The organism is Brevibacterium sp. BDJS002, assembly GCF_028201555.1.
Taxonomy (GTDB): domain Bacteria; phylum Actinomycetota; class Actinomycetes; order Actinomycetales; family Brevibacteriaceae; genus Brevibacterium; species Brevibacterium aurantiacum.
Genome location: NZ_CP116392.1, coordinates 484,140 through 510,596, shown reverse-complemented (window position 1 = coordinate 510,596; position 26,457 = coordinate 484,140). Strand labels below are relative to the sequence as shown.

The window sequence follows — 26,457 nt, the reverse complement described above, 5'->3', positions numbered from 1 at the left end:
CCTATCGTCATGGTCTGTTCCCCGTCGTGCTCTGGCCGCGCAGCAGCCTGCGTTGGATCTTTCCGGTGTGTGTCTTGGGCAGGTCGCCGATGATGTGAACGGTCCGCGGATACTTGTATGCCGCGAGCCGTTCCTTCGTGAAGGCGATGAGATCGTCACCCGTGGTGGTCTCTCCCGTACGCAGCGAGACGAAGGCGACGACCGTTTCACCTCGGTATTCGTCGGGCTCTCCGACCACAGCGGCCTCGAGCACGGCAGGATGTTCGTAGAGGACGTCCTCAACTTCTCGCGGCCACACCTTGTAGCCCGAGGCGTTGATCTGGTCCTTGATCCGATCAACAAGGTAGATCCACCCCGCTTCGTCGATGACGGCGACATCGCCGGTACGGAACCACCCATCGTCGAAGGCGGTCTCATTTGCCTCGGGCTTATTGAGGTAGCCGGGAGTGATCTGCGGTCCGCGCAGTTCGAGTTCACCGGCGCTGCCATCGGTCACGACCTGCTGATCGGCGATGCCGACGACACGGGCTTCCAGTCCGGGAAAGGGCACTCCGATGGCCAGGGTGTCGGTGGCCGGGTCCACGGGGGCCTTGGTGTTCGGTGGGACTCCGATGACCGCCGAGGCGGTTTCGGTCATTCCGTAGATGTTGTGGATATAGTGTCCGAACTTCTTCCGGAACCGATCGACCGTGGCCGGCGGCACGGGGGCGCCGCCGGAGTAGAGGAAGCGAATGCTGGCGAAGTCCGCCGAGGTGGCGGTGGAGTGTTCGAGCAGAGCGTTGTAGACGGTGATCGAGCCGATGGTCACCGTCACTCCATAGTCCCGAACGGCCGTGACGATCTTGTCAGCATCGACGCGACCGGTGAACGCAAGGGTGATCGGGAAGACCAGTGAGGTTGCGGCGCAGGCGACTGCTCCCGTGATGTGGAAGAGCGGCGCGACAGCGAGCATCACGTCTTGCTCGCCCAGCCCGAGCCACTGCCCGTAACCCATGGCCACGCTCATCACATTCCGGTGGGTGGCCACCGACCCCTTCGCCGGCCCTGTGGTGCCGGACGTGTAGGTGAGCAGAGCAGGGTCGTCGAGACCGGGCAGCAGCTCCCCGTGTCTGGTCGAGCCTGCCCGGTGCGCGTCGAGGAACGTTCGCCACGAGTCGATGTCGACGCCCGTGCTGCCAGCAGGCGTCGGTGCCGAAGGGGTGGGCCCGGAACCAGCAGGCGATTCGCTGCGCTCCGTCGAGTACTCGCCATCGGTGGTGGTGAGCACCCAGCCCACGGAGCTGTCGGCCACGGTCTGCACGAGGGATTCGAGGTCACCTTCGTCGCAGATGATCGCTGCAGCCTGGGAATCATCGATGAGCGTCCGCAGCTCTCGCCCCCGGTACATGGGGTTGAGGACGAGCGGGACGATACCCAGCTTCCACGCGGCCAGCAACGCCACCGCGAACTGCGGAACGTTCTGCAGATAGATGCCGATGATCGTGGATTTCCCGAAGCCTCGGGCGAGGAAACCAGCCGCGAGGGCTTCAGCATCCCCATCGATGTCCGCGGTGGTGAAGCTGCGGTGCTGATAGACGATGGCAGTCTGCCCAGGGCTACTGTCGACGCGGGCGTTCCAGGCATGAGCCACTGATTCCTCGCGGATATCCGGGTCGAGGCCGACACCCGCAGGGTAGAGCTGTGTCCACACGTGCGACGAGGCGGGGGCCGTATCTGCGGCGTTCAGGCGTTCATTCGTCATCGAACATCCATTCCTGGTCTGGGGGCTTTCGGCTGGACCGACCGAGCGCTCGCTCGGTATTGCCTGTATCCTAAGTCACAGGAACCGAAAGGCACAAGGGGTCGACTGCGCTTCGCAGTGGGAGCGTCGGCACTCAGCCCCTGAGTACCCGTAGATTAGGACTGGAAGCAGTCATCACCGTTCGCTTGAGACAAGGAATTTTCGTGGGCAGTTGGAGAAACTATCAGACGCCGTTGCTTTCTCCGATCCTGCAGGCGGCGCTGGAGAACTTCGTTCTCGGCGGATTTCACGGAACCAGCATTCGCCAGCTCGCTCATGCGGCAGGCCTCTCCGTTCCCGGCCTCTACCACCACTATCAATCGAAACAGGCGATCCTGGCAGAGATCGACCGGCTGGCGATGACAGATCTGTGGTCGCGCAGCGTTGAGGCCCTGTCCGACGGGCCACAGGAGCCCCTCCCCCGGTTCGAGCGACTCATCGAATGCCTCCTGCTCTTCCACGCCCAGCAGTCAGACATCGCCTTCATCGCGTTCAGCGAGATCCGCAGCCTGCAGGGCGAATCGCGGGACGCCCATATTGCCGCACGTGACCGGCAGCAGAAGCTTCTCGACGAGGTGGTCGCCGAATGCGTCTCCGACGGCAGCTTCGCGACGGAATTCCCGCGGGACGCTTCCCGCGCCATCACCACGATCTGCACCGGTGTGTCCCAGTGGTACCGCCCCGGCGGCGAGCTCGATCCCGCCGGAGTGGCCGAGCGCTATGGAAAGATCTGCCGTCACGCAGCAGGACAGCCCGTCGGCAACTAGTCAGACCGGCAGCTCGCCTGCTGCGAAACAGCGGCACTTAGCGTAAAGAGGTGGCCGCCCGAACCGTGTTCGGACGACCACCACTTGAAGAACAGTTCAGCCAGAGTGGCCGCACCCCTTTGCCCAGGGGAAGGCTCAGGCCTTTCCGCCAGCGGTGATGACTCCTCCGTCGGCGGTGAGCACCTGCGCGGTGATCCATTCCGCGTCGGAAGAAGCCAGGTAGGCCACTGCAGCGGCGATGTCCTCGGGAGTGCCGAGCCGTTTGGCGGGGTAGCTGGAGGCGACTTCCTCTTCCCTGCCTTCGTAGAGCGCGGTGGCGAAGTTCGTCTTCACCACGGCAGGAGCGACAGCATTGACACGGATGTCGGGTCCGAGTTCGACTGCCAGCGACTTCGTCAGGTGCGAGACTGCGGCCTTTGAGATGCCGTAGAAGGAGATTCCGGGGCTGGGCACCTGACCGGCCACCGAGGAGATGCTCACGACCCGGCCCTTGTTCTCGCGGAAGCCCAGCTTCTCGTGGTGGACGGCGCCCTGGACCCAGGCAAGTGTGCCGAGGACGTTGACGTCGAGGATCTTACGAGCAGCATCGAGATCGAGGTCGATGAGCGGTCCGTAGACCGGGTTGATGCCCACGTTCGTGACGAGCACGTCGAGTCGACCGAACTTCTCGGCGATCGTGTCGTAGACCTCCGCCCGGTGCGCCGGGTCATCAGACTTCCCCGCGATGGCCAGGGCAGTGCCTTCTGGGAACTGCGCGACCGCCTCGGCGAGGGCCTCGGGCTTGCGGGCGGTGAGGATGACCGTCGCCCCTTCGGCCTGCAGCCGCTGGGCGATGCCGAGTCCGATTCCACGGCTGGCGCCGGTGACGAGGGCGACCTGGCCGGTGAATCGGCGGCCTGACTGGGGAGAGGTTTCGGTGCGATCTGACATAGGTGAACTCCAATGTTCCTGTAGACGGCGAGCGGCCCTCGCGGTGAAGCGAGCGTTCGTTCAGTGACCCGATCACATCGTATGCACGACTGCGGCCGAAGACAAGGAGAGCGGGGCGGGCTCGGGGAAGGTCGCACCCGCGGATGAGGAGACAATGGAGGAGTGAACCATCTGGAGCATCATCTCGACCTCGGCGAGGCGCACCTGCTGCCCCGCGCACGCGAAGCGATCCTCACCTGGACGCTGCAGGAATCGGCCGGAGTCATCGCTCGCCCTTCGCGCCGCGTGCATCCTGGCCAGGTCATCGACCTGTGGCTCAATCCAGTCTGGCCCTCGGCGCCGAGGCGGTGGCGCGGCCGGGATCTGGTGCTGCCGGTGGGATCATGCATCGTTCTCGAGGTCATCGATGAGAAGGCCCGGGCCGGCTTCATCTACCGCACCCTGCCCGGGCATCTGGAGTCGGGTGAGCAGACGTTCCTCGTCTCCGTCGGTTCGGACGGTCGCCTCGGCGTCTCCATCACTTCGGAATCCGTTCCCGGGCACCGGCTGTTGAAAGCCGCCGCGCCGATGTCCGTTGCAGCGCAGCGAATGATGGCCCGGCGATACGCCGCTGGGCTGAAACGGATGCTCGCCCCGCGGCCGCGTAGCGATCATGACTGAAGCCCAACTGCGCGCGATGAGATCGGCCTCATCACTGCTGGGGCGAGAGCTGACTTTCCTTGAAGAGTTCACCGGCGGTCAGCACGCGACCACCATCCTCACTACAGACGGTGAGAGCGAACTTGTGGTTCGAGCCTTTCCTGCACACCACGATGCGGCGGTCCGGGAAGCCGAAATCTTAGAGAGACTATCCGCACTTGGCGTCTGGGTCCCTCATCTGGTCGCGGCCAGCACCGAACTCGACAATCCCGTCATCGTCACCTCACGCATTGCCGGCAGTACGCCGCTTCCTGACCTCTCGCCGATGACGATGGCCACGGAAATGGCGGCTGCCCTCGTGCACATTCACGAAATCGATGGCACCGGACTGCGACCGACTCCAGCAGAACCTCCTCGTGGGCATGCTCCGATCATCAAGCGAGCCCAACGGGAATGGGACCGCCTGGACATGAACGAGGCCGTGCTCACCCACTCAGATTTCTGGTGCGGAAATGCACTCTGGGAGGGCGAGCGCCTCACCGGAGTGGTCGACTGGTCAGGCGCCAAATGCGGCCCACGCGGTGTCGACGTCGCCTGGTGCCGACAAGATCTCGTCCTCCTCGGCTCCCCCGAGGCCGCTGAACTCTTTCTTGCCGAGTATGAACGACTCCTGGGCCGCCCGATCAGCGATATCAACGCTTGGGATGTGCAAGCCGCAGCTCGAGCACACGACCGCGTCGAGACCTGGCTGCCGAACTATCTCGGGATCGGACGGACCGACATCACTGCCGAGTTGCTGCGCGAGCGCCTCGATGCCTGGAACGCGAAGTTGTAATCGGCGGGGCGAGCACGTCCGGAGTCGCTCACCCCACGCTCGGCAGGACCTCCTCGGCGAGGGCGAGCACCGCAGCCAGGGCGGTCTTGCCATGCTCGGTCCGGTGCGCCAGGTACAGCGTTGAGGGGTCCTGCGGAATGTCGAGGGGCACGGCAACCGTGCCGGCCTCACGCGTATTCGCCGAAACCGAGTCGAAGGTGATCGAGATGCCCAGGCCCGAGGCGACGAGGGCCCCGATCGTCTGCGAGTCCGGGGCAGCCTGGACCAAACGAGGCGAGAAGCCGGCATCGCGGCACAGTCGCATCGTGTTCTCTCGCAGGGTCGAGCTGGGGTGTTCCGGCAGGGTGATGAAGTCTTCGTCGGCAAGGTCCTCGACGCGGAGGGCCGAGTGGCCAGCCAGGCGATGACCCTCGGGCAGGGCCGCGCACAGACGCTCGACCATTACCGGTCGCCCTGTCACTTCCGGTGGCTGCTTGCCCCATCTCACCAGCGCGAGGTCAAGGGTTCCGTCGATAAGTCGGGCCAGGCCCTCCTCGGCGAAGACATTGGATTCGAGGCTGAAGACGATTCCGGGATTCTGTCTCCGCGAGGCCGTCACCAGGCTGGCGGCTAAGGTCCGCGAGGAGGACCGGGCGAAACCGAAGCTGATGCGTCCAGTCTCCCCCGTTGCCGCTCGCTGTACGGAGTCGACCGCGAGGCTCTGGAATTCGATCATCTTCCGCGCCGGCTCAACCAGCGCCTCACCTGCGGGCGAGAGCTTCACATTCCGGGTGGTGCGTTGGAACAGGGTGACGCCGAGGTCGTCCTCGAGAGCCCTGATCGTGCGGCTCAGCGGGGGCTGAAGCACACCCAGGCGCTCGGCGGCCCGGCCGAAGTGCAGTTCCTCGGCGACGGCGAGAAAGGCACGCACCTGCTGAATCTCCATCATGTCTGGCTCCCCTGTTCCCCTACGTCCACGTCGGCTGCACCAGTCACTGCAACTGTTGCCACGCTGCCTACTTAATTATCATTGCGATAACAATCACTTCTCATTATGACTCACTTTGCTATATTGTGGGGTGAAACACTTTGAAGAACTTCAGAGACGAGCAGAATCACCGGGAGCGTTCATCGATGAATGGCGAGTCAGCCGCGAGCCAGGCACCAGCGGATCAGGGTAAGACCGCAAGCAATCGGGCCGAGTCCATCGCCGGCTTCCTCCCCCGCACCGGCAATGGTCCCTTGAGCGGTCAGCTCGTCGTCGACTTCTCTCGAGTCCTCGCTGGCCCGTATTCGACGATGATGCTCGCCGACCTCGGCGCCACCGTCATCAAGGTCGAGGGCCCGAGTGGCGACGACACGAGGCACTGGGCACCCCCGGTCCGCGATGACGATGCCACCTACTATCTGTCGATCAACCGCAACAAATACGACATCGTCCTCGACTTCTCTGACGCTGATGACCTCGCCGTGGCCCAGAAGCTCGCCGCCCGGGCCGACATCATCGTTGAGAACTTCAAACCCGGTGGGCTGAAGAAGTTCGGCCTCGACTACGACTCGGTGTCAGAGACCAATGCCGAGGTCATCTACGCCTCGGTCACCGGTTTCGGCGCCCACAATGCCCTGCCCGGCTACGACCTGCTCGTCCAGGCGATGTCCGGATTCATGAGCGTCACCGGCGACCCGGATGGCTCGCCCTTCCGCGCCGGTGTCGCGATCTTCGACGTCATCACCGGCCTGCACACGACGATAGGCATCATGGCCGCGATCCAGCACAAGAACCTCACCGGCGAGGGCCAGCTGGTCCAGACCAATCTCATGTCCTCAGCGATGTCCGGCCTAGCCAACCAGTCGGGCGCCTACGCAGCGGCGGGTGTGACGCCGACCCGCATGGGCAACGCCCACCCGAGTCTCTACCCCTACCAGCCGATGGCGACCAAGGACGGCGAACTCATCGTGGCTGCAGCCAATGACGGTCAGTTCGCCAAGCTCGCCACCGCATTGGGACGGCCGGACCTCGCCGAGGACGAACGCTTCGCCAAGGCCAAGACCCGCAACGCCAATCGCGACCAGCTCGAACCCGAACTTCTCGAGGCCCTCCAAGCCCACACGGCTCAGAAGTGGTTCGAGAAACTCACTGCCGTCGGCCTGCCCTGCGCACCGATCAACTCCATCGCCCAGGGAGTCGAACGCGCAAAGGACCTCGGCCTCGAACCCATCGTCGACACCGGCGGCGGCGAGCGCGTCATCCCCACGATCCGCAATCCGATCACCCTGTCGAAGTCCGAGGTCTCCTACGACCTCGCCCCGCCAGAACTAGGGGCCGACTCCGATCGGGTCCGAGCCTGGCTCGACAGCCTCTAGACCACCTCGGCGAAACCCGGCAGCCACCTCGGCGACCACACAGACATCACCTCAACCACAAGGAGAACGAAGAATGGATACCTCGGAACTCGACGACGTCCTCTCGATCGTCCGCGAATTCGTCCGCGAGAAGGTCGTGCCCATCGAACTCGACATCGAGGCCAACGACGCCATCCCGGAGACGATCATCAAGGAATCCGCCGAAATGGGGCTCTTCGGCTGGGCGCTGCCTGAGGAGTACGGCGGCTTGGGAATGAATGCCGAGCAGGATGCCCAGCTGGCCATGGAACTCGGCTACACCACTCCGGCGTTTCGTTCCGTGTTCGGCACGAACAATGGAATCGCCGGCCAAGTCCTCGTCAACTACGGCACCGACGAGCAGAAGAGTCAGTGGCTGCCGAAGCTGACCTCCGGCGATGTCGTCGCCTCGTTCGCCCTGACCGAATCCGAAGCCGGCTCCGACCCCTCGGGCATGCGCACCAGAGCCGTGCGCGAGGGCGAGGATTACGTCATCAACGGCAGCAAGCGCTTCATCACCAACGCCGAGTCCTCCGATGTCCTCATGGTCTTCGCCCGCACCGACCCGAACGCAAAGGGCTCGAAGGGCATCTCGGTCTTCCTCGTCCCGACGAAAACTGCCGGCGTCACCGTCGGAACTCATGACAACAAGATGGGGCAGGCAGGAGCCTGGACCTCGGAGATCTTCTTCGACGACGTCCGCATTCCCGCCGCCAACCTCATCGGCGGAGAGGAGGAGAAGGGCTTCTACGCCGCGATGGCCTCACTGAACAAGGGCCGTCTGCACATCGCCGCGATCTGCGTGGGCCAGGCCACGCGCATTCTCGATGAGTCCGTGACCTACGCCGCCGAGGCGAAACAGGGCGGAGAGCCCATCGCTCGGTTCCAGCTGGTCCAGGCGATGCTCGCCGATATCTATACCGAGGTGGCCGCCGCCAAGGCCCTGGTGCTCGCGGCTGCGAAACGTTGGGATGCCGAGGAGGATCGGAAGCTTGGCCCCAGTTCTGCGAAGCTCTTCGCCTCCGAAGCACTGGGCCGCATCGCCGATAAGGGTGTCCAGATCCAGGGCGGAACGGGCTACATGCGCGAGTCCGCCGTCGAGCGCTTCTACCGTCACGCTCGTCTCTTCCGCATCTATGAGGGCACCTCGGAAGTCCAGCGCGTCGTCGTTGCCCGACAGCTGCTCAAGGGCGCCCACAAACCACAGTTCAACCTGTAACTCGTCTACACGCTGAGAAGACACATCCTCATGCAAGGAAAGAAGGACCTGATGACCGACGCACCAGCCACCACCGCCTCCACCACCCAGGGCATCTCCGAGATCCCCGGACTGCTCACCGGCAAGGTCGCCGTCGTCACCGGCGGCGCGCAGGGACTCGGCCTGGCCATGGCCCGCAGCCTCGTGAACTCCGGGGCAAAGGTCGTCCTCGGCGACATGAACGAGGAGAGCCTGCAGGCAGCCGTTGCCGAACTCGGCGGCGCAGAATCTGCCGCCGGAGTCGTGTGCAATGTGGCCTCACTGGACAACGTTGAGAAACTCGCCGAGGCGGCCACACAGACCTTCGGCGGCGTCGACATCTGGGTCAACAACGCCGGAATCACCCGCGATGCGACGATCCGGAAGATGACCGAGAAGGAGTTCGACGACGTCATCTCCGTCCACCTGCGCGGAACCTGGAACGGGCTCAAGGTCGCCACCGGTCTCATGCGCGAACAGGACCGCGGCGGCGCGATCGTCAACGTCTCCTCCATCAGCGGCAAGGTCGGCATGCTCGGACAGTCGAACTACTCGGCAGCGAAGGCCGGCATCGTCGGCATGACCAAGGCCGTGGCCAAGGAGGTCGCGTTCAAGGGCATCCGCATCAATGCGATCCAGCCCGGTTTCATCAACACCGCGATGACCGCGGCCATGCCCCAGCACGCCATCGACTCGAAGCTCGCCGAGATCCCCCTGGGCCGTCCCGGTGAGCCCGAAGAGGTCGCCTCGGTAGTGCTGTTCCTGGCCTCCGGCCTCTCCAGCTACCTCACCGGCACCGTCACCGAGATCTCCGGCGGTCGCCACATCTGACAGGCGGGCCGCCTGATCCCCACATCAGGCACCTTCGCCGAGGTGAGCCGGCGTCCCAGCGAGGACGTCGGCTCTTCGCTGTGCGGGGTCGGCTCTTCGCTGTGCGGAGTCAACCTCGGCGGGCGGATGAGCGTGCTCGGCGGGCGAATGAGCGTGGGAGACGGACGACACCGAAGACGAGCATGCCCGCCAACGGCAGCAGCGGCCAGATCCAGGTCACACCGTTGGCGTCGACCATTCCCACGTCTGCCATGATCGCCAGTCCCGCACAGATCGATGCGGCGGCGAGGATCGGCATCCAAATTTTCGGTGCTGGGCGATCATCAGACTGCGGTGTCTCGAACCGGCCGAAGATCACCACGAGGAGGCCGGTGATCGCGAGCAGCCCCAGGCACCACAGCGGACGGGTCAGCCACCACACACCGGTCAGCGGGGTGGGCAGAAGTGCCTCGGCGTCGAGTGCCAGGAGCACTTGGGCCAGTGCCGTCAGCGCGGTGAGATGCCACAGGAACCAGGTCATGATCCGCTGGTTCACCAGCACGGTGAGCATCCACAGTCCGGGGCTGCGCAGCAGTGCCGCCAGCGGGCGTTGCAGCATGAGCACGATTCCTGCCTGTGCCATTCCGAGGAACGCCATGGTCACCCGGGTCGGGGCCGAGTTGGAGATCGCATCGGTACCGGCGGTGATCATCGAGACCGGGTAGGGGCCGAAGCCGACGAGGAGTCCGAGCCCGATCGCACCGATGGCGAAGAGCAGCAGGCAGCGTTTCAGGCTCGAGAGTCTGCCATCAAGCCACGCGTAGCCGAACTGGTGGAAGCTGGCCCAGACGAGGAGATAGTTGGGGTAGCCGGCCAGGATGCTGCCAGTGGTGATGCTGATGAGGTCGATGATTCCGGCCGCGGCGATGCCGAGGATGATCGACCACCAACCCCACTTCTCCCACAGCATCAGGCAGGGTGGGGCGACGATGGCGACGAGCAGGTAGGCGGCCAGGAACCAAGTGGGCACCAGCGCCATCTGTGAAGCCAACTGCACCGCGGCCGGCTCGGCGCCGGCGCTCAGGGCGATGATGCAGGTGACCAGCCAGACGAGCAGCAGTGGGATCAGCGGCAGTCCCAAACGGCGCAGGCGAGCCCGCAGCCATTCGGCGTAGCCGGTGTTATTCCTCCTGGCCGAACGCCAGGACAGTGCGTTGGAGTAGCCGCCCACGAGGAAGAAGATCGGCATCACCTGGAACACCCATGTCAGCGGGTGAGTCCAGCGGGCTTCATCGAGGAGTCCATGCGGTTCGATGCCTCCGGTGGAGCTGACCGCGATGATCGTCCAGTGTCCCAGCACGACGACGGTGATCGCAGCAGCACGGAGGAAGTCGACCTCGCGGTTGCGGGAAGCGGGGGTGGCGGCATCGATCTTCTGTGCCTGAGCCATGAACGAACGAGGCATGCGTAAGGATCCTTATCGGCAGGACGAGATGAGGGGTGGGCCGTCGCAACGCAACGGTCGGCGGGTGCGCGGCAGGTCAGGCCTGGTACTTCACCTGGCCGCCGACCACGGTCAGTGCGACCGTGGTGTCACGGATCGCCTCGGCGTGGGCGAAGAGCGCTTCCTCGGACTCATAGCCGAGCAGCCCGTCGTGGTCGAGCGTGGTCAGCTCCGTCAGACCCTCGGCGGTGCAGGGGTCGGTGTCGACGACGATGAAGTCAGCGTCCATGCCCGGTGCCAGATAACCTCGGCGATCATCGAGTCCTGCCGCGTACGCGGGGCCGAAGGTGTGCTGCCGAATGGCTTCCGTGGCAGAGAGCCGCCGCCGAGGTTGGAAGCTCGTCGTCGTATCTCCGGAGATGTTGGCCCTGGTCATCGCCGCATAGATCGCGGCGAAGGGATTGGCTGGTTCGACCGGACCGTCGGAGCCGAAGGCCACATGCGCTCCCGCGCTCAGCAGGTCGGGCCAGGCGTAGGCGGCGAGCTGGGCCGATTCGTCGATGAGGTGGAGCAGGTGCAGATCAGAGATGCAGTGGCGTGGCTGCATGGAGGCGATGACGTCGAGTTCGGCGAATCGGGCGACATCGTCCGGTTGGATGAACTGGGCGTGTTCGACCCGGTGACGCAGGGGTCGCTCGAAGCGCTCCTCGGCGTCTTTCGTGGTTTCGCGGAGGCGTTCGAAGACGTTGAGCACGTGGTGGTTGGCCTGGTCGCCGATGGCGTGGATGGCCACCGAGATGCCGGCCTCGGTGGCGAGCCTGGCGTTGTCGAAGAGGTCGTCCTCTGACATCTGGGCGATCCCGTAGTTGGCGTCGACCGCCTCGGTGCTCAGTGCCTCTTCGGGCAGTGATCCGGGGTATGTGTAGTACTCCTGCTCGGATGCTTCTGCGGAGACACCGAGGTCCCCGGATGCGTCGTCCCGCTCACGGTCCGTCGTCTCCACTGCTTCGGCGTCCTGCTCGGCTTCGACGTCCCGCTCGCTGTCGTGTGCGTCATCGTGTGCGTTCGGGTCGGGGAACGGTGAGGACATGTGGCTGGTGTGCGAGCCCAGGGCTCCGTCGGAGAAGAGCTTCAGCCCGCCTCGGTGCAGCCAGTCATCGCCGTCGCCGGTGTGCCATCCGGTTTCGATCGCCCAGGGCACCTCGGGTCCGCGCAGGTATTTCGTGACTCGAATGTGCTGCTGGTCGGCTTCGCGCAGGTCATACCAGCCCAGGGTCGAGGCGATGGAGTCGAAGTCATGGATCCCGGTCAGTCCCTGGGACAGGAACAGCTTCTGGGTGCGGTCGAGTCGTTCGACCTGTTCCTCACGCGTGGGTTCGGGAATGTAGCGGGCCACCAGGTCGGTGGCGTCTTCGCGGACCAGTCCGGTCAGCCATCCCTCGTCGTCGCGCACGAACTCCCCGCCGAACGGATCTGCAGTGAGGTCATCGATGCCGGCGATCTCGAGTCCATGGGCGTTCGTCCAAAGCGTGTGCAGATCGACCGACCACATCGCCACGGGATGGTCGGGCACGGCCTGGTCGAGCAGTTGCCGATCGGGGTATCGCGGGTCATCCCACTTATTGAGGTCCCACCCGGACCCGACCACCCATTCACCGAAGGGCATCTGACTGGCGCGTTCACGGATGGCCTCGACCGCCTCGGCGAGGGATCGGACGTTGGAAAGATCAAGGTCGGTCAGGGAGTCCGCGTAGTGGACGGAGTGCATGTGGGCGTCGACGAGGCCGGGCAGGATGACCTGGCCGGCGCAGTCGATCTCTTCGATCTCGAGGCCTGGAATCACCGTGGTGGCACCGATTCCGCCCGCCGAGGCGAGCGCTGCCGTTGTCGAGGATTCTGTGGCGGCGATGTCGAGCAGTTCAGCCCTGGTGCCCACGGCCACGATCTTCTCGCCGTTGACGAGGATCGAGTCGGGTGCGACCGCCGAGGTGGTGTCGGGGGCGGCGGGGTCAAAACTTCGCACGACGGCGTTGGAGAACAGACGCATGAGCACCAGTCTAGAGCGCAGGGAGTGCTCTTCCCGGCAGGTGTGCACGGCAGTTCTTTCCCGCCCCGCCGGCCCTGGTGCCGCACTTCCGCAACGCACACTTTCTACCGGGAGTAGAATTCGGGGCATGGCCAATGTTTTCAGCTCTCAGGACACCCGGCTCTCCGCTGGTGCCCGCGTCATACTTCCCGCCATCTGGCTCGGTCTCATCATCGGCATCTCGCTGATCGAGGCGCCGCTGAAGTTCACCGCCCCGGGCATCACGATCCCGTTGGGCCTGGGCATCGGCCGACTGGTCTTCACGGCCATGAACTGGGTGGAGATCGGCATCGCGGTGATCATGCTGTGGTCGGTGCTCAAGGACCATGTGGGCCGGTTGTACCGGTGGTTGGCCTGCGGCATGATCGCCGTCCTCATCATCAAGGTCACCGTCATCCGCCCCCTGCTCAACAACCGCACCGATGCTGTCCTCGCCGGTGTCGACGACGGCGGGTCGAGCTTGCACCTGTTCTACATCGCCGCCGACGGGATCCTCATCCTCGGCCTCGTCACCATGCTCATCGTGGCGGCTCGCCGCTGGGTGTGGGTCCGGCCTGCCGTCGACAACCCGCACTCATAGGTCGACAGCGCTTCAGTAGTAAACAGCCAGCCGGCCGCGCGGGCCGTCGATGACCTCGACCGGGGTGTCGAAGACGCGCGAAAGCACCTCGGCGGTCATGATCTCCTCGGGCGTTCCGAACTCGACGACGCTGCCGGTCTTCACTGCGCAGATGTGGTCGGCGTAGTGTCCGGCGAAGTTGATGTCGTGGAGGACGATGACGATGGTCCGACCCATCTGCGTGGCGGCCCGACGCAGGTGCTGCATCATCTGCACCGAGTGCTTCATGTCGAGGTTGTTCAGCGGTTCGTCCAGCAGAACGTAGTCGGTGTCCTGGGCCAGCACCATGGCCACATAGGCACGCTGCCGCTGTCCGCCGGAGAGTTCGTCGATGAACCGGTCCTCGAGGTCGTTGAGCTCGAGGAAGTCGATGGCCTGGGAGATGATCTCCTCATCGGCGGCCGTCAGGCGACCCTTGGAATAGGGGAAACGGCCGAAGCCGACGAGCTGGCGGATTGTGAGCCGGGTGATGAAGTGGTTCTCCTGGCGCAGGATGGACACGATCTTCGCCAGGTCCTTCGACTTCGTCGAGGACACGTCATAGCCGGCGACCTCGATCGCCCCCTCGTCGATGCCCAGCAGGCGGCCGATCATCGTCAGCAGCGTTGACTTCCCGGCGCCGTTGGGCCCGACCAGCGCGGTGACTCCCCCGGCAGGGATCTGCAGATCGATGGGACCGATCTCGACGTCGTTGCTGTAGGACTTGCGGACATCGCGCAGCGTGATCACAGGCGTCCCTTTCTCATGATGACGAAGAGGAATGCGCCGCCGCCGATGACCTCGATGATGATGGAGACGACGCCCTCGGCGTAGAACAGGTTCTTCATGATGAAGTACGCCCCGCCCAGGACGACGAACCCGAGGAGGCCCGCCATCGGCAGCACGTACTTGTGGTCGTAGGTGTCGGAGAATTGGTAGGCGAGCATCGCGACGAGGAAGCCGAGGAAGATCATCGGTCCGATCATCGATACGGACACGGCCATGAGGATCGAGACGAAGAAGAGGACCTTGATCATCTCGAATTTGTGGTTGAGTCCCAGGTTGCTGGTCGTGTCCCGCCCGAGGGCCAGGACGTTGAGCCGCGAGGACATCATGTAGATCGCAGCGCATGCCAACAGGCACAGCGGGATGGAGACCGGCAGGTAGCTGGAGTCTGAGTTCGAGACCGAGCCGAAGAGTCGGGCAGCGAGCACGTCGAATTCGCTGGGTGTCAGGGTCCGCTGCATGAAGGTCGCGATCGATCCGAGGCCGCCGCCGATGACGACGCCGATGAGCAGCATGATCGCGATGTTGCCGTATTTGCCCGAGAGCAGCCAGCCGTAGAGCGCGAGTGAGAGTCCGACCATGAGCAGCAGCTGCACGGTGAAGGGCACCAGGCCCTTGAGGTCGACGATTGCGGTGACTCCGAAGAAGTACATGGCCCCGGTCTGGATGGCGACGTAGAGGGATTCGAAGCCCATGATCGAGGGCGTGATGATCCGGTTGTTCGTCACCGTCTGGAAGGCCACGGTCGCAAAGGCTTGGCACAGGGCGACGATTGCGATGACGACGAGGTTCTTCATCCGCATCTGCGCGATGAGCCAGAAGCCTTCGTCGGTGATCGGCATCGGGTTGTCCCAGGCCAGAAGGCCGAACGCGATAGCCAACGAGGCGACGATGACCCCGGCCATGATCGACCAGTACCGCCGCTTGGCCTTCGACGTGGCCAAGGACCCCGACGATCGCCGAGGTGGTCCTGAGTCCCGCTTCGAGTGAATCGTCGCCGAGGTGGTCGTGGACGCTGTGGACTCGGTCGTGTCTGCGCTCATGGTGTGCCTCAGCCCCGCTTTCGCTGTCGCAGGAGGAGTCCGACGAATACTGCGGCACCGACGATTCCGAGGATGACGGAGACGGGCAGTTCGAAGGGCATGATGATGACTCGTCCGATGAGGTCGCAGATCGTGACGATGGCAATACCCAGCAGGCAGACCCAGGGCAGGTTGCTGCGCAGGTCATCGCCGCGGATCATCGACACGATGTTGGGGACGATGAGGCCGAGGAACGGCAGGCTTCCGACCACCACCGTGACCACACCAGTGGCGATGGCCACGAGGATGGTGCCGATGAGGATGACCTGGTTGTAGTTGAGCCCGACGTTCATCGCGACCTCTTTGCCCAAACCGGCAACGGTGAAGCGGTCGGCGGCGATGAAGACCGCGATGACGACGATGACGACGACCCACAGGATCTCGTACTGGCCGCGCAGGATGGAGGTGAAGCTGCCGGCGAACCAGATGCCCAGGCTCTGGAGCATATCGGTCTGGACGGCGACGAAGGTCGAGATCGCTCCGACCACTGCGCCGAGCATGATGCCGATGATGGGCACGATCAGAGACGACTTGAGCGAGACGCGGCGCAGGAAGAGGAAGAAGACCAGCGTGCCGATGAAGGCGGCGATGATGGCCCCGATCATCCGTGCCAGGATCGACGCGTCCGGGTAGACGATGACGGTGAGCATGAGGCCCAGCCCGGCCCATTCCGTGGTTCCGGTCGTCGTCGGTTCGACGAACCGGTTCTGCGTCAGCAGCTGCATGACCAGCCCGCACATGGCCATGGCCGCGCCGGAGAGGACGAGGGCGATGGTGCGCGGAACACGGGTGATCTGGAACATCTCGGCTCCCCCGTCACCGCCGAAGATGTCGTAGACGCCGGTGAATAGAGAGAGGACGAGGAGGAGCAGGACACCGATGATGCCCACTGCCAGCTTCCAGCTCAGCAGCGGGCTCTTCGTCTCGGCAGAATTCTTCCTCGCCGAGGTGGCCTCGGGTGCCGCGAAACCGGCCGCCCCCGAGCTGGGGGCGGCCGTGTGATCGGCAGAGCCGTTGCGTGTACTCGTCATTCTCTCGATCTCAGTCGCGGTCGATCAGTATTACTTCTGCTCTTCGAGCTTGTCCGCGAAGGAGTTGAAGAATTCGGTATAGGTCTGGATGCCTTCATTGAGGTAGGTGTCCTGCGGGAAGTAGACGATTTTGTCGTCTTCGACTGCGGGCACGTCCTTGAGCGCTTCGGACTTCTCCAGCACCTCGGCTGCGGGCGCCGATCCTTCATCGCGCTCCTCGGGTGCGAATGAGGCGTCACGGTCAAGAACGACCATGAGGTCGGGCTTCGAATCGGCAATCGCTTCGACCGAGATGTCATCTCCTTGATGATCTTCGCTGCTCGCCTCGACCTCGAGCGCCGGGTCGAGGCCGAGGATGTCGAAGACCGGCCCGACGGTTCGTCCGACCGAAGGAGCGGCGTAGCCGATGTCACCCGCCGAGGTGATGAGGCCCATGGCGCTGTCATTGCTGTCATAGGCGGCCTTGGCTCGTTTCACCGAGGCGTCATAGTCGTCGATGATCTTCTGCGCTTCGTCCTGTTTGCCGAAGACCTCTCCCAGAGTGGTCGTCTGGCGCTTGAGTTCGGAGCCGAAGTCCTCGCCGTCGCGGGGGTCGAGTTCGAGCACCGTAGCGTCGGGAGCCAACTTCGCGAGATCGTCATGGAACTGCGCGAACCGCTGACCATTGATGATGAGGTCCGGCTTGGCCTCGACGATCTTCTCAAGGTCAGGCTCGCGATGCGAACCGAGGTCGAGGACCGAATCGTCCTTCGTGTAGCTGAGGTCCTCAGACATCAAGGCGACAGCACCGGCGCTGAGTTCGATGCCCCAGGCGTCGAGAGTCTCGAAGGTGCGGTTGTCTGTGGCCACCACAGAAGCAGGAGGGCTGGCTACGCTCTGCGCTCCGTTGTTGTCCTCGATGTCGATGGTGCTGCCGGCCTTGGCGTCGGAGCCGGTGTCATCGGCGGCTGCTTGGCCGCAGCCGGTCAGAGCGAGTGCAACCACACCGGCCAAGGCGGTGTAACGAAGGCGAGGCGAACCCATAGTGATCTACTTCCTGCAAAAGTCATTGATGTCAGATGAACACGAACCGTGAATTAGCTTAGCCTAAGCTTCACACAATACGTGACAGTAATCTAACATTATTCATCTCACATTCACGGCGGAAGTAGTCAGCCGTATCGACCTGTCAGATAGGGGCCTGTCAGATCGAGGCGATGAGTCGTCGCGCTTCCTGCTCGGATTCTGCGGCGGCGGTCGGGCCACCGGATCCACCGCGGTGCACAAAGGCGCCGGCCTCGGCGGCAATGACTCCGCCGCCGGCATAGTCATAGATTCCTAGGCCTCGTTCGGCATAGCTGTTGACCTTGCCTTCTGCGAGCATGCACAGGTCAATGGCTGCCGAACCGCAGCGGCGGATATCGTCGTAGCCGTCCATGAGGGTCAGCAGCTTTGCCAGCTGCGGACCACGATTGTCCCCGGTATAGGCGAAGCCGGTTGCCAACAGTCTGCCCGAGAGCCCGGCCGGCGTGCCGTGCAGCCGTCGAGCCGGGATGGCTGGTGTCGCCCCTCGGAACCTGGACAGCTGCCCCTCGACGCGATAGGCGCCCCGCCCCTTCGCACCTAGCCAGGTGGCATTCAGCCCCGGGGATGCCACGAGTCCGATGAGCCATCCCTCCTCGCCCAGTCCCCGCCCATGGTCTTCGCCTGCCTCGCAGACACCGACGGAGAACGCATAGTGCTCGATGTTGCGCACGTAGTTGACGGTGCCGTCGATGGGATCAACGTGCCATTCCAGGGGCTGACCGCCATCGCTCATGTCGAGCAGGTCATTGCTGCCAGGATCAAAGCAGTTGAGTCGGCTCAGAAGCTGTGTGTCGAAGAAGCCGGTGGGGTCCAGCGCTGGGGCACCCTCTTCGCCGACCATGACGTCAGCGGGTCGAACCTTCGCCAGGTAGCCGCGGACCAGTGATTCGATCTGCGCATCTGCGAGAGTCACGAGGTCATTGGGTGAGGTCTTCGTGTCCACCACCGAGGCGTCAAGCTGCGCGCCGAGGGAACTGCGCCAGGCCACCATCTGCTCCCAGGCCATCGTGGCCAGATCCGAGGCGATCCGGATCAGGGGAAGTTCACTGACATCACTGTGCACAAGGCTGGTCTCGGAGCTCATGGTGCAACTCTAGTCGGCCGTCGTGAACACTCGCGTGTAACAACACTGCAATACAGATGCGAGTGTGTACTTCTTGTATCTAAGCCGCTCAAGCACCCTGCTGAGGTCGATCGACTCTGAGGAATTCCGCCACTTGAGCCTCACTGCCGGGAACTGAAATCGATGATCCGAGAGCAAACTTTTCGATCACAAACGATCGTGGTCAGAAGGCGCCTTCATTACCTCAGGTCAATCGTTGCGTTAATGGCACATGCACGGTTTTCACATGATTTCCACAATAAAGAACTCTTGTTATCAAATAGTGATGAAACGAATGACTTCGGCCTCCGCTCAACACCCGAGGTGGGCGCCCGCGCCGATCACTTCGCTGTGATGCGCAGGTCGCATTGCCCACCTCGGTCGAACTGCAGCGTTCGAGTGCTTCGCGGGCACCCTGCCGGCCTTATTATGCGGGGGTCGGAGCAGATTCTGCGGTGTCGGGGCGCTGGACCTGCCCATGCCGACGCACAATCTCCTGCACCGCCTGCGATGAGGTGCCTGCCGCCTCGGCGATTGAACCGAAGGTTGCCCCCTCTTCACGGGCCCGAAGAATCGCCATCACGTAATCAGTGTTGATTTTTGCTCGCTGGCGAGAAACCTTCCGAACTGCACCAACTAAGGCTGTCTGGTCAACTGTTAGTTCACGAGCGCGACGCGACATGGTTTCTTCCCTTACTTACGACTCTGGCTCGATGCCAGCTAATGATGTAGTTCTATTAAATACCACGCATATGACAATAATCCAATAATTCTTGATTTATAGAAGAGAAGTCACTCTTCCGGCATATTTTTATAACAGTTCAATAACATTCCGGCCCGTTTTCACTTGAGCGGCGACTAGCTCCGTGCAGAGTCGCCGCTGTCCCACGCTGAGCTTGGGAGTACATGGGAAATACGCGAAGTGGCACAATGCGAACATGACGACTTCGGCGCAGAGCACTGGTGGACTTCGAACATCTGCGGAGACAGAGATGTCCCTCGCCGATGTTCTCTCGACCGAATTGGGGACGGCGGGCGTCCGTGACTTCAGCGTCGATGGCACCGACCGTGCCGCCTACACCTCGGATGCGTCCCTGTTCCGCCTGGTCCCGCGGGCCATCGTGTTCCCGCACGACGAAGCAGACGTCTCATCCACCCTGGCGATCGCACGTCGGCTGGGTGTTCCCATCACCAGCCGCGGAGCCGGCACCTCAATCGCCGGCAACGCGATCGGCACAGGCATCATCCTCGACTTCTCCCGCCATATGAATGAGGTCATCTCACTCGACCCCACTGCACAGTCGGCCTGGGTCCAAGCCGGATGCATCCACGCCCACCTGCAGGCGCAGGCGCGACCCCACGGACTGCGCTTCGGCCCTGACCCCTCCACCCACACCCGCTGCACGATCGGCGGAATGATCGGCAACAACGCCTGCGGACCACGTGCGCTGGGCTACGGTCGCACCGGCGACAACATCCTCGCCCTGGTCGTCATGCTCGTCGACGGCACCGTCGTCACGCTCGACGACACCGACGCCTCAGAGACGTTCCCGCGCCTGCACGAGCTCGTTGCCGGGCAGCTGGGCACCATCCGGACGAACCTGGGCACCTTCTCTCGTCAGGTCTCCGGATACGGACTCGAATCCCTGCTGCCGGAGAACGACTTCGACCTGCGTCGAGCCTTCGCCGGGTCCGAAGGCACCTGGGGCATCGTCCTCGCCGCGAAGATGCGTCTGGTCAAGGACCCAGCCCACACCGCGGCGGTGGTGCTCGGTTATGAGGACATGGTCGCAGCCGCGCACGACGCTCCCCTGCTCAAGGGTTTCCCGGTCGCGGCCTGCGAGGGCCTAGACAAGCGCATGCTCGATCGGGTCATCGACACCAAGGGCGCCGAGGCTGTCCCACGTCTGCCCGAGGGTGCTGGCTGGCTCGTGGTCGAGCTCACCGGCGAGGACGAAGCTGAGCTGGTGGATGAGACGAAACGGCTGATCCGTGAGTCTGCTGCCTTGGACTCTGCGGTGCTCGGTGCCCAGGCCGCCGCCGAGGTGTGGGCAATCCGTGCCGACGGCGCCGGACTCGTGTCGCGGACACCCGATGGTCGTGACGCCCACGCCGGGTGGGAGGATTCCGCGGTTCCGGTCGACAACCTCGGCGATTACCTGCGTGATCTCATGGACCTGCTCACCGAGCACGGGCTGTGGGGCATTCCCTACGGCCACTTCGGTGACGGGTGCCTGCACATGCGGGTGGACTTCCCGCTCGAAGATCCCGACGGTCCGGAGGTGATGCGGACGTTCATGGTCGCTGCGACGAAGCTTGTGGCCCGCTACGGCGGGTCCGTCTCCGGTGAGCATGGGGATGGTCGGGCTCGGTCCGAGCTGCTGCGTCTCGTCTATCCGCCGGCGGTGCTCGATCTGTTCAAGGAGGTCAAGGAGCTCTTCGACCCGCAGTATCTGCTCAATCCGGGTGTCATCGTCGATCCCGATGCGCTGACCGAGTCGCTGCGACTGACCCAGCTGCCGCTGCGGGAGGAGCTGCCCGGCAGTTTGGCGATGAGCTACGAGGGTGAGTCCGCTGGGTTCGCCTCGGCCGTGCATCGGTGCACCGGTGTCGGCAAATGCCGCGCCGATTCCGCTCACAGCGGTGGCGTCATGTGCCCGTCCTACCAGGCCACCCGCGATGAACGCCATTCCACCCGTGGTCGCGCCAGGGTGCTGCAGGAGATGGTGTCCGGGGATCTCCTCGATTCCTCCTGGCAGTCCCCCGAGGTCGCCGACGCCCTTGATCTCTGCCTGTCCTGCAAGGCCTGCGGCACCGAGTGCCCGACGGGGACGGACATGTCCACCTATAAGGCCGAGGTCCTCTACCAGTCGTACAAGGGCAGGCTGCGCCCGATAAAGCACTACTCGCTCGGGTTCCTCCCGCAGCTGGCACGCGCCATCACTCCCTTGGCGCCCGTGATCAACCGCGTCTCAGGGCTGCCTGGGCTCACAAGCGTGGCCAAGAAGATGTCCGGGATCGATGTCCGCAGGTCCATCCCCCAGTTCGCGGCCACGACCTTCCGAAAGTGGTGGAAGACCTCAGGCTCCACCCCCGCCGAGGTGAGGGCCGGGATGAAGACACGCGAAGTCGTTCTGTTCGCCGATTCGTGGTCGAATCATTTCGCTCCTCGCATCCTCGCTGCCGCCGTGGCCGTGCTCGAGCGTGCAGGCGTCACCGTGCGTGTGATCGACCAGACCGTGTGCTGTGGCCTACCGCTGATCTCAACCGGGCAGCTCGACGCGGCGAAGGCGAACCTGGGGGAAACGATCAGTGCACTCGATGCGACCGGAGATGTGCCGATCATCGGGGTCGAACCCTCATGCCTGGCGACCCTGAAGGACGATTCACAGAAGCTCTTGGCCGATGAAGCCGCGGCCCGGGTCGCGGCACGGGTGCAGACCTTCGCTCAATACCTGCTCAGCATCGGCGCCGAACTCCCGCACCTGGATGGGGTCGAGGCTCTCGTGCAGCCGCATTGTCATCAGTCGGCGATCTTCGGCAACGCTGCAGACAAGGAACTCCTGGCCAGGACCGGTGCTGCCTCGAAGTTCCTGGGCGGGTGCTGCGGCCTGGCCGGAAACTTCGGCGTCGAAGAGGGCCACTATGAGACCTCGGTCGCCGTGGCCGAGGTGGCTCTGCTGCCGGCGCTGCGCGAGCAGGAGGCGCTGCGTGACCGGATCCCGAATGCGGTCGGGGCCGGTGGAGCTGCGGGGACGGGAGTCGTTGCCGGCGATGGTGACCGGACTCGGGTCGTTCTCGCCGATGGATATTCCTGCCGCACGCAGATCGCCGACCTCAGCAATGCCCAGGGTGTGTCACTGCCGGAGCTGCTCGCCTGGGGTTGGGGTCTCGAACCCACCCGCTAGTCCGACGAGATTTTTCGTCTCGAGTGGCTGAGCTCAGGCCTTAGCGGTGAGGACCGGGACCTCTGCCTCGAGCAGGATCCGCTGTGCCTGTGAGCCGAGGATGAACTTGCCGATCGCAGAGCGTTTGCGCAGTCCGATGACGATGAGCTGAGCGTCGTGCTCTTCGACGAGTTCGTTGAGCGTTCCCGGCAGGTCGTCCTCGTGATCAGGCTGGAGCACCTCAACCTCGACGTCTGAATCCTTGCCCAGAGAGACGATGCGGTCGATGACGTCTTGGTCGATCTCGGTTGGGGTTCCACTGGCTCCGCGTCGTTGGGAGTTGATCACGACAGCATTGCTCGACCGAAGTTTGGCCTCTGCGAAGCCCGCGCGCAGAGCCGCCTCACCCTCAGGAGCAGGAAGATAGCCAATGAGAATCGTCATATTAAGAAGTATATTGGCTCGGGCCTGATTCGTTCATTCCCGTATCATCCACAGGACATCCCCCGGTCACCGCCGCCGCACCCCGAGACCGGCTGTGCTTCGAATCCGGGCGCACATCACTGCTCGCTCCGTTCGGCTGCCACCATTTCCGTGCTGCCGGTTCTGCTCACCTGGGCCGCCCGCTGTCCCAGTTCACGCAGCGCACCGAGCAGTTCCGGTGGCTCGATGACCCGGAAATCCACGGGAGTCGCGGCCGTGATCACGGCCGCCCACGCCAGGTCCTCGACCCCGAATTCGACGCGGGCACCATCGCCGGACTTCGTGATCGTCGCGGTCCGCGTCGGAAACCACGCCTTGGTCTCGGCCACGGTGGCGTCCACGTCCAGGATCACCGTGTGGCGGTACGCATCGGTGGTGACAGCGGAACTCACGGCCACCTCGGCGTCGGGATGGTCCCTGGGAACGAAGGCGAACGTCGTTTCGTGGATCTCACTCATCCGGTCGAGGCGGAAGACCCGCCAGTCACTGCGGGTGAGATCCCAGGCGTATAGGTACCAGTGCCCGCCGAGGACGACCATGCGCACCGGCTCCACGCGGCGCTGCGTCGTCTCGGATCTCGTCTCTGATCTGGTGGGGCGTCGTTTCTCATGGGCGAACGTGAGGACGTTTCTCGACGCGATCGCCGAGGTGGTCGTCATCACCGCTGTCATGTCGACTCCGGGTTCGTGACCAGGGAGGACGGACACCGCCGTGCTGATGTCTCCGATCGTCTTGCGCATGACCGGAGGCAGGATTGTGCGCAGCTTCGCGGTGGCCGACTCCGCATCAGTCGTGCTCAGCCCGGCTCCGTTGAGCAGGGACAGACCGACGGCCGTGGCCAGCGCTTCACCGGTCTGCAGCTGCAGTGGAGGCAGGACTGTGCGCGAGTGGGCGCGGTATCCGCCGGTCGCTCCGGGGAGGGATTCGATGACATAGCCGAGTTCCCGCAGGCTCGCGATATCGCGACGAACCGAGCGTGGGGTGACACCGAAGTGTGCGCCCAGCTCACCCGCGGTGTAGGTCCGTCCCGCGGCGAGCATCCCCAAGAGGGAGAGCAGGCGAGATTCAACGGTCATAGCGGACATTATATGTCCGCATTGCTGGAGACACTGGTATCAATGATCCGGGGATGACCGGATCGACGACACACGATCAGGAGTTCTCATGGCATTCTTCGCCCCATCAGTCACGACCGAAGCCGACGCGCTGTTCACCTACCTCGAGCAGCAGTGCACGCAGCTCAAGCTCACGGCCCTCGACCTCACCGATGAACAGGCTCGCAGCACTCCGACCACGAGCCCGTTGAGCATCGCGGGTCTGCTGGCCCATGCGGCGCAGGTCCTCAACGGGTGGCTGCTGCAGGTGAAGGAGCCCGAGCGATACATCGATGAAGAGGAGTATCCGACGATCAACGACGGGCTCGGACTCGATGGAATGTTCGATGGTTCAGCGGTTCCCGACCTCGACATCGCCGAGGTGGTGGTGATTTTTGAGAAGAGCATCGCCGAAATCGAGTTGGCTCGTCAGGCTGTCGCAGTCAATGGAACCGATCTGGGCACCGTGGTTCCGATGCCGGGCAATCCCTGGATGCCCAAGGACTTCGTCATGAATGTCCGGTGGATCCTGTGCCATCTCACCACGGAGATCGCTCGTCATGCCGGGCATGCCGACATCATCCGCGAGTCCATCGATGGGGCGATCTCCTGCCAGCTCAATGCCCAGGCCAACGGCCAGCCGTGGCCTCCCGCTGAGTGGAGCTGAGCTCTTCCGCTCGAGCTGAGCCAGAACAGAGAAACCCGGATGTCGGACCGCAGCCTGTCGAGTGGCTGTTGTCCGACATCCGGGTAGTCGGTGAGTTCAGATCAGGCCGCGAACACCGTGCCCTTCGACACCCTGTCGACCAGGTGGTCGGAGTAGGCGGGCATCGTGAGGAATTCGGGGAAGTCCTCACCCAGTGCGCTCTTGCGGAAGATCTCAACCGCTTCGGTGTAGTGGTCGGCGGGGTGGCGCTCGATGACTGCGAGCTCCTCGCCCATGTAGCGCTCGACCAGGTCGCGGGTCAGCTGCTTGCCGTTGTCCAAGGTCACCGAGTGTCGGATCCACTGCCAGATCTGGGACCGCGAGATCTCTGCGGTCGAGGCGTCCTCGAGCAGGTTCTCGAGGGCAACGTTGCCGTTGCCGCCCAACCATTCGTTCATGTAGCCGATGGCCACGCGGATGTTGAGGCGAACGCCTTCCTCGGTGACCGTCTTGTCCAGTCCCGACACGTCGAGCATGTGCTCGGCGCAGGCGTGGGCATCGACGCGGCGGTTGTCGAGCTGGTTGGGCTTGTCGCCGAGTGCTGCGTCGAAGACCTCAAGCGCGTCATCGACGAGTCCCGGCTCGGCCACCCAGGTGCCGTCGAAGCCGCGTGAGGCTTCGCGAGCCTTGTCTTCGCGCATCTTCACCATCTCTGAGGCCACGAATTCCTTGTCCGGGTGCGTGGTCATGAGGTTGCTCATGGTGCCGATCGCGTGTGCTCCGCGACGGTGGCAGGTTGAGACGAGACGGTCGGCGAATGCCTGCAGCAGCGGCAGTCCCATGGTCAGGTGCTCACGATCCGGCAGCACCCACTCCGGGGAGTTGCGGAAGTTCTTCACCAGCGAGAACAGGTAGTCCCAGCCGGCCGCGTTGAGTCCTGCACAGTGGTCGCGCAGCTCCCACAGGATCTCTTCCATCTGGAACACAGCGGTGATCGTCTCGATGTGTGCCGTGGCTCGGATGGTTCCCTGCGGCAGACCCATGTAGTCCTGAGCGAAGACGAAGATCTCGTTCCACAGGCGTGCTTCGCGGAAGGATTCGAGCTTCGGCAGGTAGAAGTAGGGTCCCGAGCCGCTGTCGACGAGTCGGCGTGCGTTGTGGAAGAAGTAGAGACCGAAGTCGACCATGGCGCCCGAGGTCTCTGTCTCCCTGCCCTGGCCGTCAACATGGAGCAGGTGCTTCTCGGGCAGGTGCCAGCCGCGGGGGCGCAGTCCGATGGTGGGCTGCTGGCGGTTGTTCACGCCGGGCAGATTGCCGCGGATGGCGTTGAACAGGTTGAGCTGTCCGCCGATGATGTTGGCCCAGGTCGGGCTGGTCGCGTCTTCGAGGTCGGCGAGCCAGACCTTCGCACGGGAGTTCAGTGCCGCAATCACTTCGGGTTCGGAGACGGGGCCGGTCAGCTCAACGCGGCGGTCTTCGAGACCGGGAGCTCCGGTCGAGCCGGCGACCTTCCAGGTGGTGTCGGCCCGGATTCCTGCGGTGTCGGGGGTGAACCTCGGGAACGTGCCGTTCCGGATGCTCTGCGCCTGACGTCCACGGACACCGAGCAGCTTGCCCAAACGGTCGCTGAAGCGATCGTGGAGTGCCGCGATGAAGTTGAGGGCGGACTCCGAGAGGATTGTGTCGAAGCCTGGTTCGATGGGGGCGTTGATTTTGATGTGAGACATGGGGCTTCTCCTCACCCGTCGGAATGTGTGCTGCTGATGTGTGGTGCGATGGCGGTGCTTCGGTACT

General features: G+C 63.8%; 23 protein-coding genes. 9 read left to right on the top strand and 14 right to left on the bottom strand.

Going from position 1 to position 26,457, the window contains the following annotated elements; translation table 11 throughout:
* Nucleotides 1-7: 7 nt before the first annotated feature.
* A complete protein-coding gene (locus PGC08_RS02340) occupies nucleotides 8-1,741 on the bottom strand; it encodes a class I adenylate-forming enzyme family protein (RefSeq protein WP_271709431.1) in 1,734 nt (577 codons plus the stop codon).
* A 203-nt stretch (nucleotides 1,742-1,944) separates the two neighbouring features.
* Between PGC08_RS02340 and PGC08_RS02335 the strand changes: the two genes are divergently transcribed.
* Nucleotides 1,945-2,547: a TetR/AcrR family transcriptional regulator gene (locus tag PGC08_RS02335; protein WP_235349770.1), complete on the top strand. Its 603-nt coding sequence runs from the start codon at nucleotides 1,945-1,947 to the stop codon at nucleotides 2,545-2,547.
* Between the two features lie 135 nt (nucleotides 2,548-2,682).
* On the opposite strand, the gene PGC08_RS02330 is transcribed toward PGC08_RS02335, so the two are convergent.
* On the bottom strand, nucleotides 2,683-3,477 hold the full coding sequence (locus PGC08_RS02330; RefSeq protein ID WP_235349771.1) for an SDR family oxidoreductase: 795 nt from the start codon (nucleotides 3,475-3,477) through the stop codon (nucleotides 2,683-2,685).
* Nucleotides 3,478-3,639: 162 nt separating this feature from the next.
* Between PGC08_RS02330 and PGC08_RS02325 the strand changes: the two genes are divergently transcribed.
* The gene (locus tag PGC08_RS02325; RefSeq protein WP_235349772.1) at nucleotides 3,640-4,137 is read left to right on the top strand and encodes a DUF1990 domain-containing protein; all 498 of its coding nucleotides are present in this window, start codon (nucleotides 3,640-3,642) and stop codon (nucleotides 4,135-4,137) included.
* Nucleotides 4,130-4,951, top strand: coding sequence for a phosphotransferase family protein (locus PGC08_RS02320; RefSeq protein WP_271709430.1), 822 nt, complete (start codon nucleotides 4,130-4,132; stop codon nucleotides 4,949-4,951). Before PGC08_RS02325 ends, PGC08_RS02320 begins: the two co-directional genes overlap by 8 nt.
* Nucleotides 4,952-4,979: 28 nt before the next feature.
* On the opposite strand, the gene PGC08_RS02315 is transcribed toward PGC08_RS02320, so the two are convergent.
* The gene (locus PGC08_RS02315; protein WP_271709429.1) at nucleotides 4,980-5,879 is read right to left on the bottom strand and encodes a LysR family transcriptional regulator; all 900 of its coding nucleotides are present in this window, start codon (nucleotides 5,877-5,879) and stop codon (nucleotides 4,980-4,982) included.
* 185 nt (nucleotides 5,880-6,064) lie between these two features.
* Here PGC08_RS02315 and PGC08_RS02310 point away from each other — a divergent pair, with 185 nt between their 5' ends.
* From PGC08_RS02310 to fabG, 3 genes are all read left to right on the top strand, one after another.
* Nucleotides 6,065-7,294, top strand: coding sequence for a CaiB/BaiF CoA transferase family protein (locus PGC08_RS02310; protein ID WP_083248629.1), 1,230 nt, complete (start codon nucleotides 6,065-6,067; stop codon nucleotides 7,292-7,294).
* Between the two features lie 73 nt (nucleotides 7,295-7,367).
* Nucleotides 7,368-8,531: an acyl-CoA dehydrogenase family protein gene (locus PGC08_RS02305; RefSeq protein ID WP_271709428.1), complete on the top strand. Its 1,164-nt coding sequence runs from the start codon at nucleotides 7,368-7,370 to the stop codon at nucleotides 8,529-8,531.
* 51 nt (nucleotides 8,532-8,582) lie between these two features.
* Nucleotides 8,583-9,380, top strand: coding sequence for a 3-oxoacyl-ACP reductase FabG (gene fabG, locus PGC08_RS02300; protein WP_271709427.1), 798 nt, complete (start codon nucleotides 8,583-8,585; stop codon nucleotides 9,378-9,380).
* 109 nt (nucleotides 9,381-9,489) lie between these two features.
* Here fabG and PGC08_RS02295 read toward each other — a convergent pair whose 3' ends face one another.
* The gene (locus PGC08_RS02295) at nucleotides 9,490-10,824 is read right to left on the bottom strand and encodes an acyltransferase family protein (RefSeq protein ID WP_271709426.1); all 1,335 of its coding nucleotides are present in this window, start codon (nucleotides 10,822-10,824) and stop codon (nucleotides 9,490-9,492) included.
* Nucleotides 10,825-10,900: 76 nt separating this feature from the next.
* Nucleotides 10,901-12,850 (bottom strand): amidohydrolase, encoded by a 1,950-nt coding sequence (locus PGC08_RS02290; RefSeq protein WP_164513923.1) that lies wholly within the window; start codon nucleotides 12,848-12,850, stop codon nucleotides 10,901-10,903.
* 127 nt (nucleotides 12,851-12,977) lie between these two features.
* Between PGC08_RS02290 and PGC08_RS02285 the strand changes: the two genes are divergently transcribed.
* Nucleotides 12,978-13,469, top strand: a complete 492-nt coding sequence (locus PGC08_RS02285) for a hypothetical protein (protein ID WP_271709425.1) — start codon at nucleotides 12,978-12,980, stop codon at nucleotides 13,467-13,469.
* A 12-nt stretch (nucleotides 13,470-13,481) separates the two neighbouring features.
* On the opposite strand, the gene PGC08_RS02280 is transcribed toward PGC08_RS02285, so the two are convergent.
* From PGC08_RS02280 to PGC08_RS02255, 6 genes are all read right to left on the bottom strand, one after another.
* Nucleotides 13,482-14,237: an iron ABC transporter ATP-binding protein gene (locus PGC08_RS02280; RefSeq protein ID WP_271709424.1), complete on the bottom strand. Its 756-nt coding sequence runs from the start codon at nucleotides 14,235-14,237 to the stop codon at nucleotides 13,482-13,484.
* Nucleotides 14,234-15,316, bottom strand: coding sequence for an iron chelate uptake ABC transporter family permease subunit (locus PGC08_RS02275; protein ID WP_271709423.1), 1,083 nt, complete (start codon nucleotides 15,314-15,316; stop codon nucleotides 14,234-14,236). The genes PGC08_RS02280 and PGC08_RS02275 overlap by 4 nt, the downstream gene beginning before the upstream one ends.
* An 8-nt stretch (nucleotides 15,317-15,324) precedes the next feature.
* Nucleotides 15,325-16,386 carry an ABC transporter permease gene (locus PGC08_RS02270; RefSeq protein WP_271709422.1) on the bottom strand — a complete coding sequence of 354 codons (1,062 nt, stop codon included), beginning with the start codon at nucleotides 16,384-16,386 and terminating at the stop codon, nucleotides 15,325-15,327.
* Nucleotides 16,387-16,416: 30 nt separating this feature from the next.
* Nucleotides 16,417-17,409 carry a siderophore ABC transporter substrate-binding protein gene (locus tag PGC08_RS02265; protein WP_271709421.1) on the bottom strand — a complete coding sequence of 331 codons (993 nt, stop codon included), beginning with the start codon at nucleotides 17,407-17,409 and terminating at the stop codon, nucleotides 16,417-16,419.
* A gap of 160 nt (nucleotides 17,410-17,569) precedes the next feature.
* Nucleotides 17,570-18,535, bottom strand: a complete 966-nt coding sequence (locus PGC08_RS02260) for an inositol monophosphatase family protein (protein WP_271709420.1) — start codon at nucleotides 18,533-18,535, stop codon at nucleotides 17,570-17,572.
* A 445-nt stretch (nucleotides 18,536-18,980) separates the two neighbouring features.
* Nucleotides 18,981-19,136, bottom strand: a complete 156-nt coding sequence (locus PGC08_RS02255) for a hypothetical protein (protein ID WP_271710093.1) — start codon at nucleotides 19,134-19,136, stop codon at nucleotides 18,981-18,983.
* A 355-nt stretch (nucleotides 19,137-19,491) separates the two neighbouring features.
* Here PGC08_RS02255 and PGC08_RS02250 point away from each other — a divergent pair, with 355 nt between their 5' ends.
* The gene (locus tag PGC08_RS02250) at nucleotides 19,492-22,461 is read left to right on the top strand and encodes an FAD-binding and (Fe-S)-binding domain-containing protein (protein WP_271709419.1); all 2,970 of its coding nucleotides are present in this window, start codon (nucleotides 19,492-19,494) and stop codon (nucleotides 22,459-22,461) included.
* Nucleotides 22,462-22,494: 33 nt separating this feature from the next.
* Here the strand turns inward: PGC08_RS02250 and PGC08_RS02245 are convergent, their stop codons facing one another.
* Together PGC08_RS02245 and PGC08_RS02240 are read right to left on the bottom strand one after the other, a co-directional pair.
* Entirely contained in the window at nucleotides 22,495-22,884 is a 390-nt protein-coding gene (locus PGC08_RS02245) for a universal stress protein (RefSeq protein ID WP_009883440.1), read from the bottom strand.
* 116 nt (nucleotides 22,885-23,000) lie between these two features.
* On the bottom strand, nucleotides 23,001-23,999 hold the full coding sequence (locus PGC08_RS02240) for a helix-turn-helix transcriptional regulator (RefSeq protein WP_271709418.1): 999 nt from the start codon (nucleotides 23,997-23,999) through the stop codon (nucleotides 23,001-23,003).
* Between the two features lie 88 nt (nucleotides 24,000-24,087).
* On the opposite strand from PGC08_RS02240, the gene PGC08_RS02235 reads away from it, so the two are divergent.
* The gene (locus tag PGC08_RS02235) at nucleotides 24,088-24,684 is read left to right on the top strand and encodes a mycothiol transferase (RefSeq protein ID WP_271709417.1); all 597 of its coding nucleotides are present in this window, start codon (nucleotides 24,088-24,090) and stop codon (nucleotides 24,682-24,684) included.
* A 101-nt stretch (nucleotides 24,685-24,785) separates the two neighbouring features.
* Here PGC08_RS02235 and aceB read toward each other — a convergent pair whose 3' ends face one another.
* Nucleotides 24,786-26,390 (bottom strand): malate synthase A, encoded by a 1,605-nt coding sequence (gene aceB / locus PGC08_RS02230; RefSeq protein ID WP_069599347.1) that lies wholly within the window; start codon nucleotides 26,388-26,390, stop codon nucleotides 24,786-24,788.
* Nucleotides 26,391-26,457 lie beyond the last annotated feature (67 nt).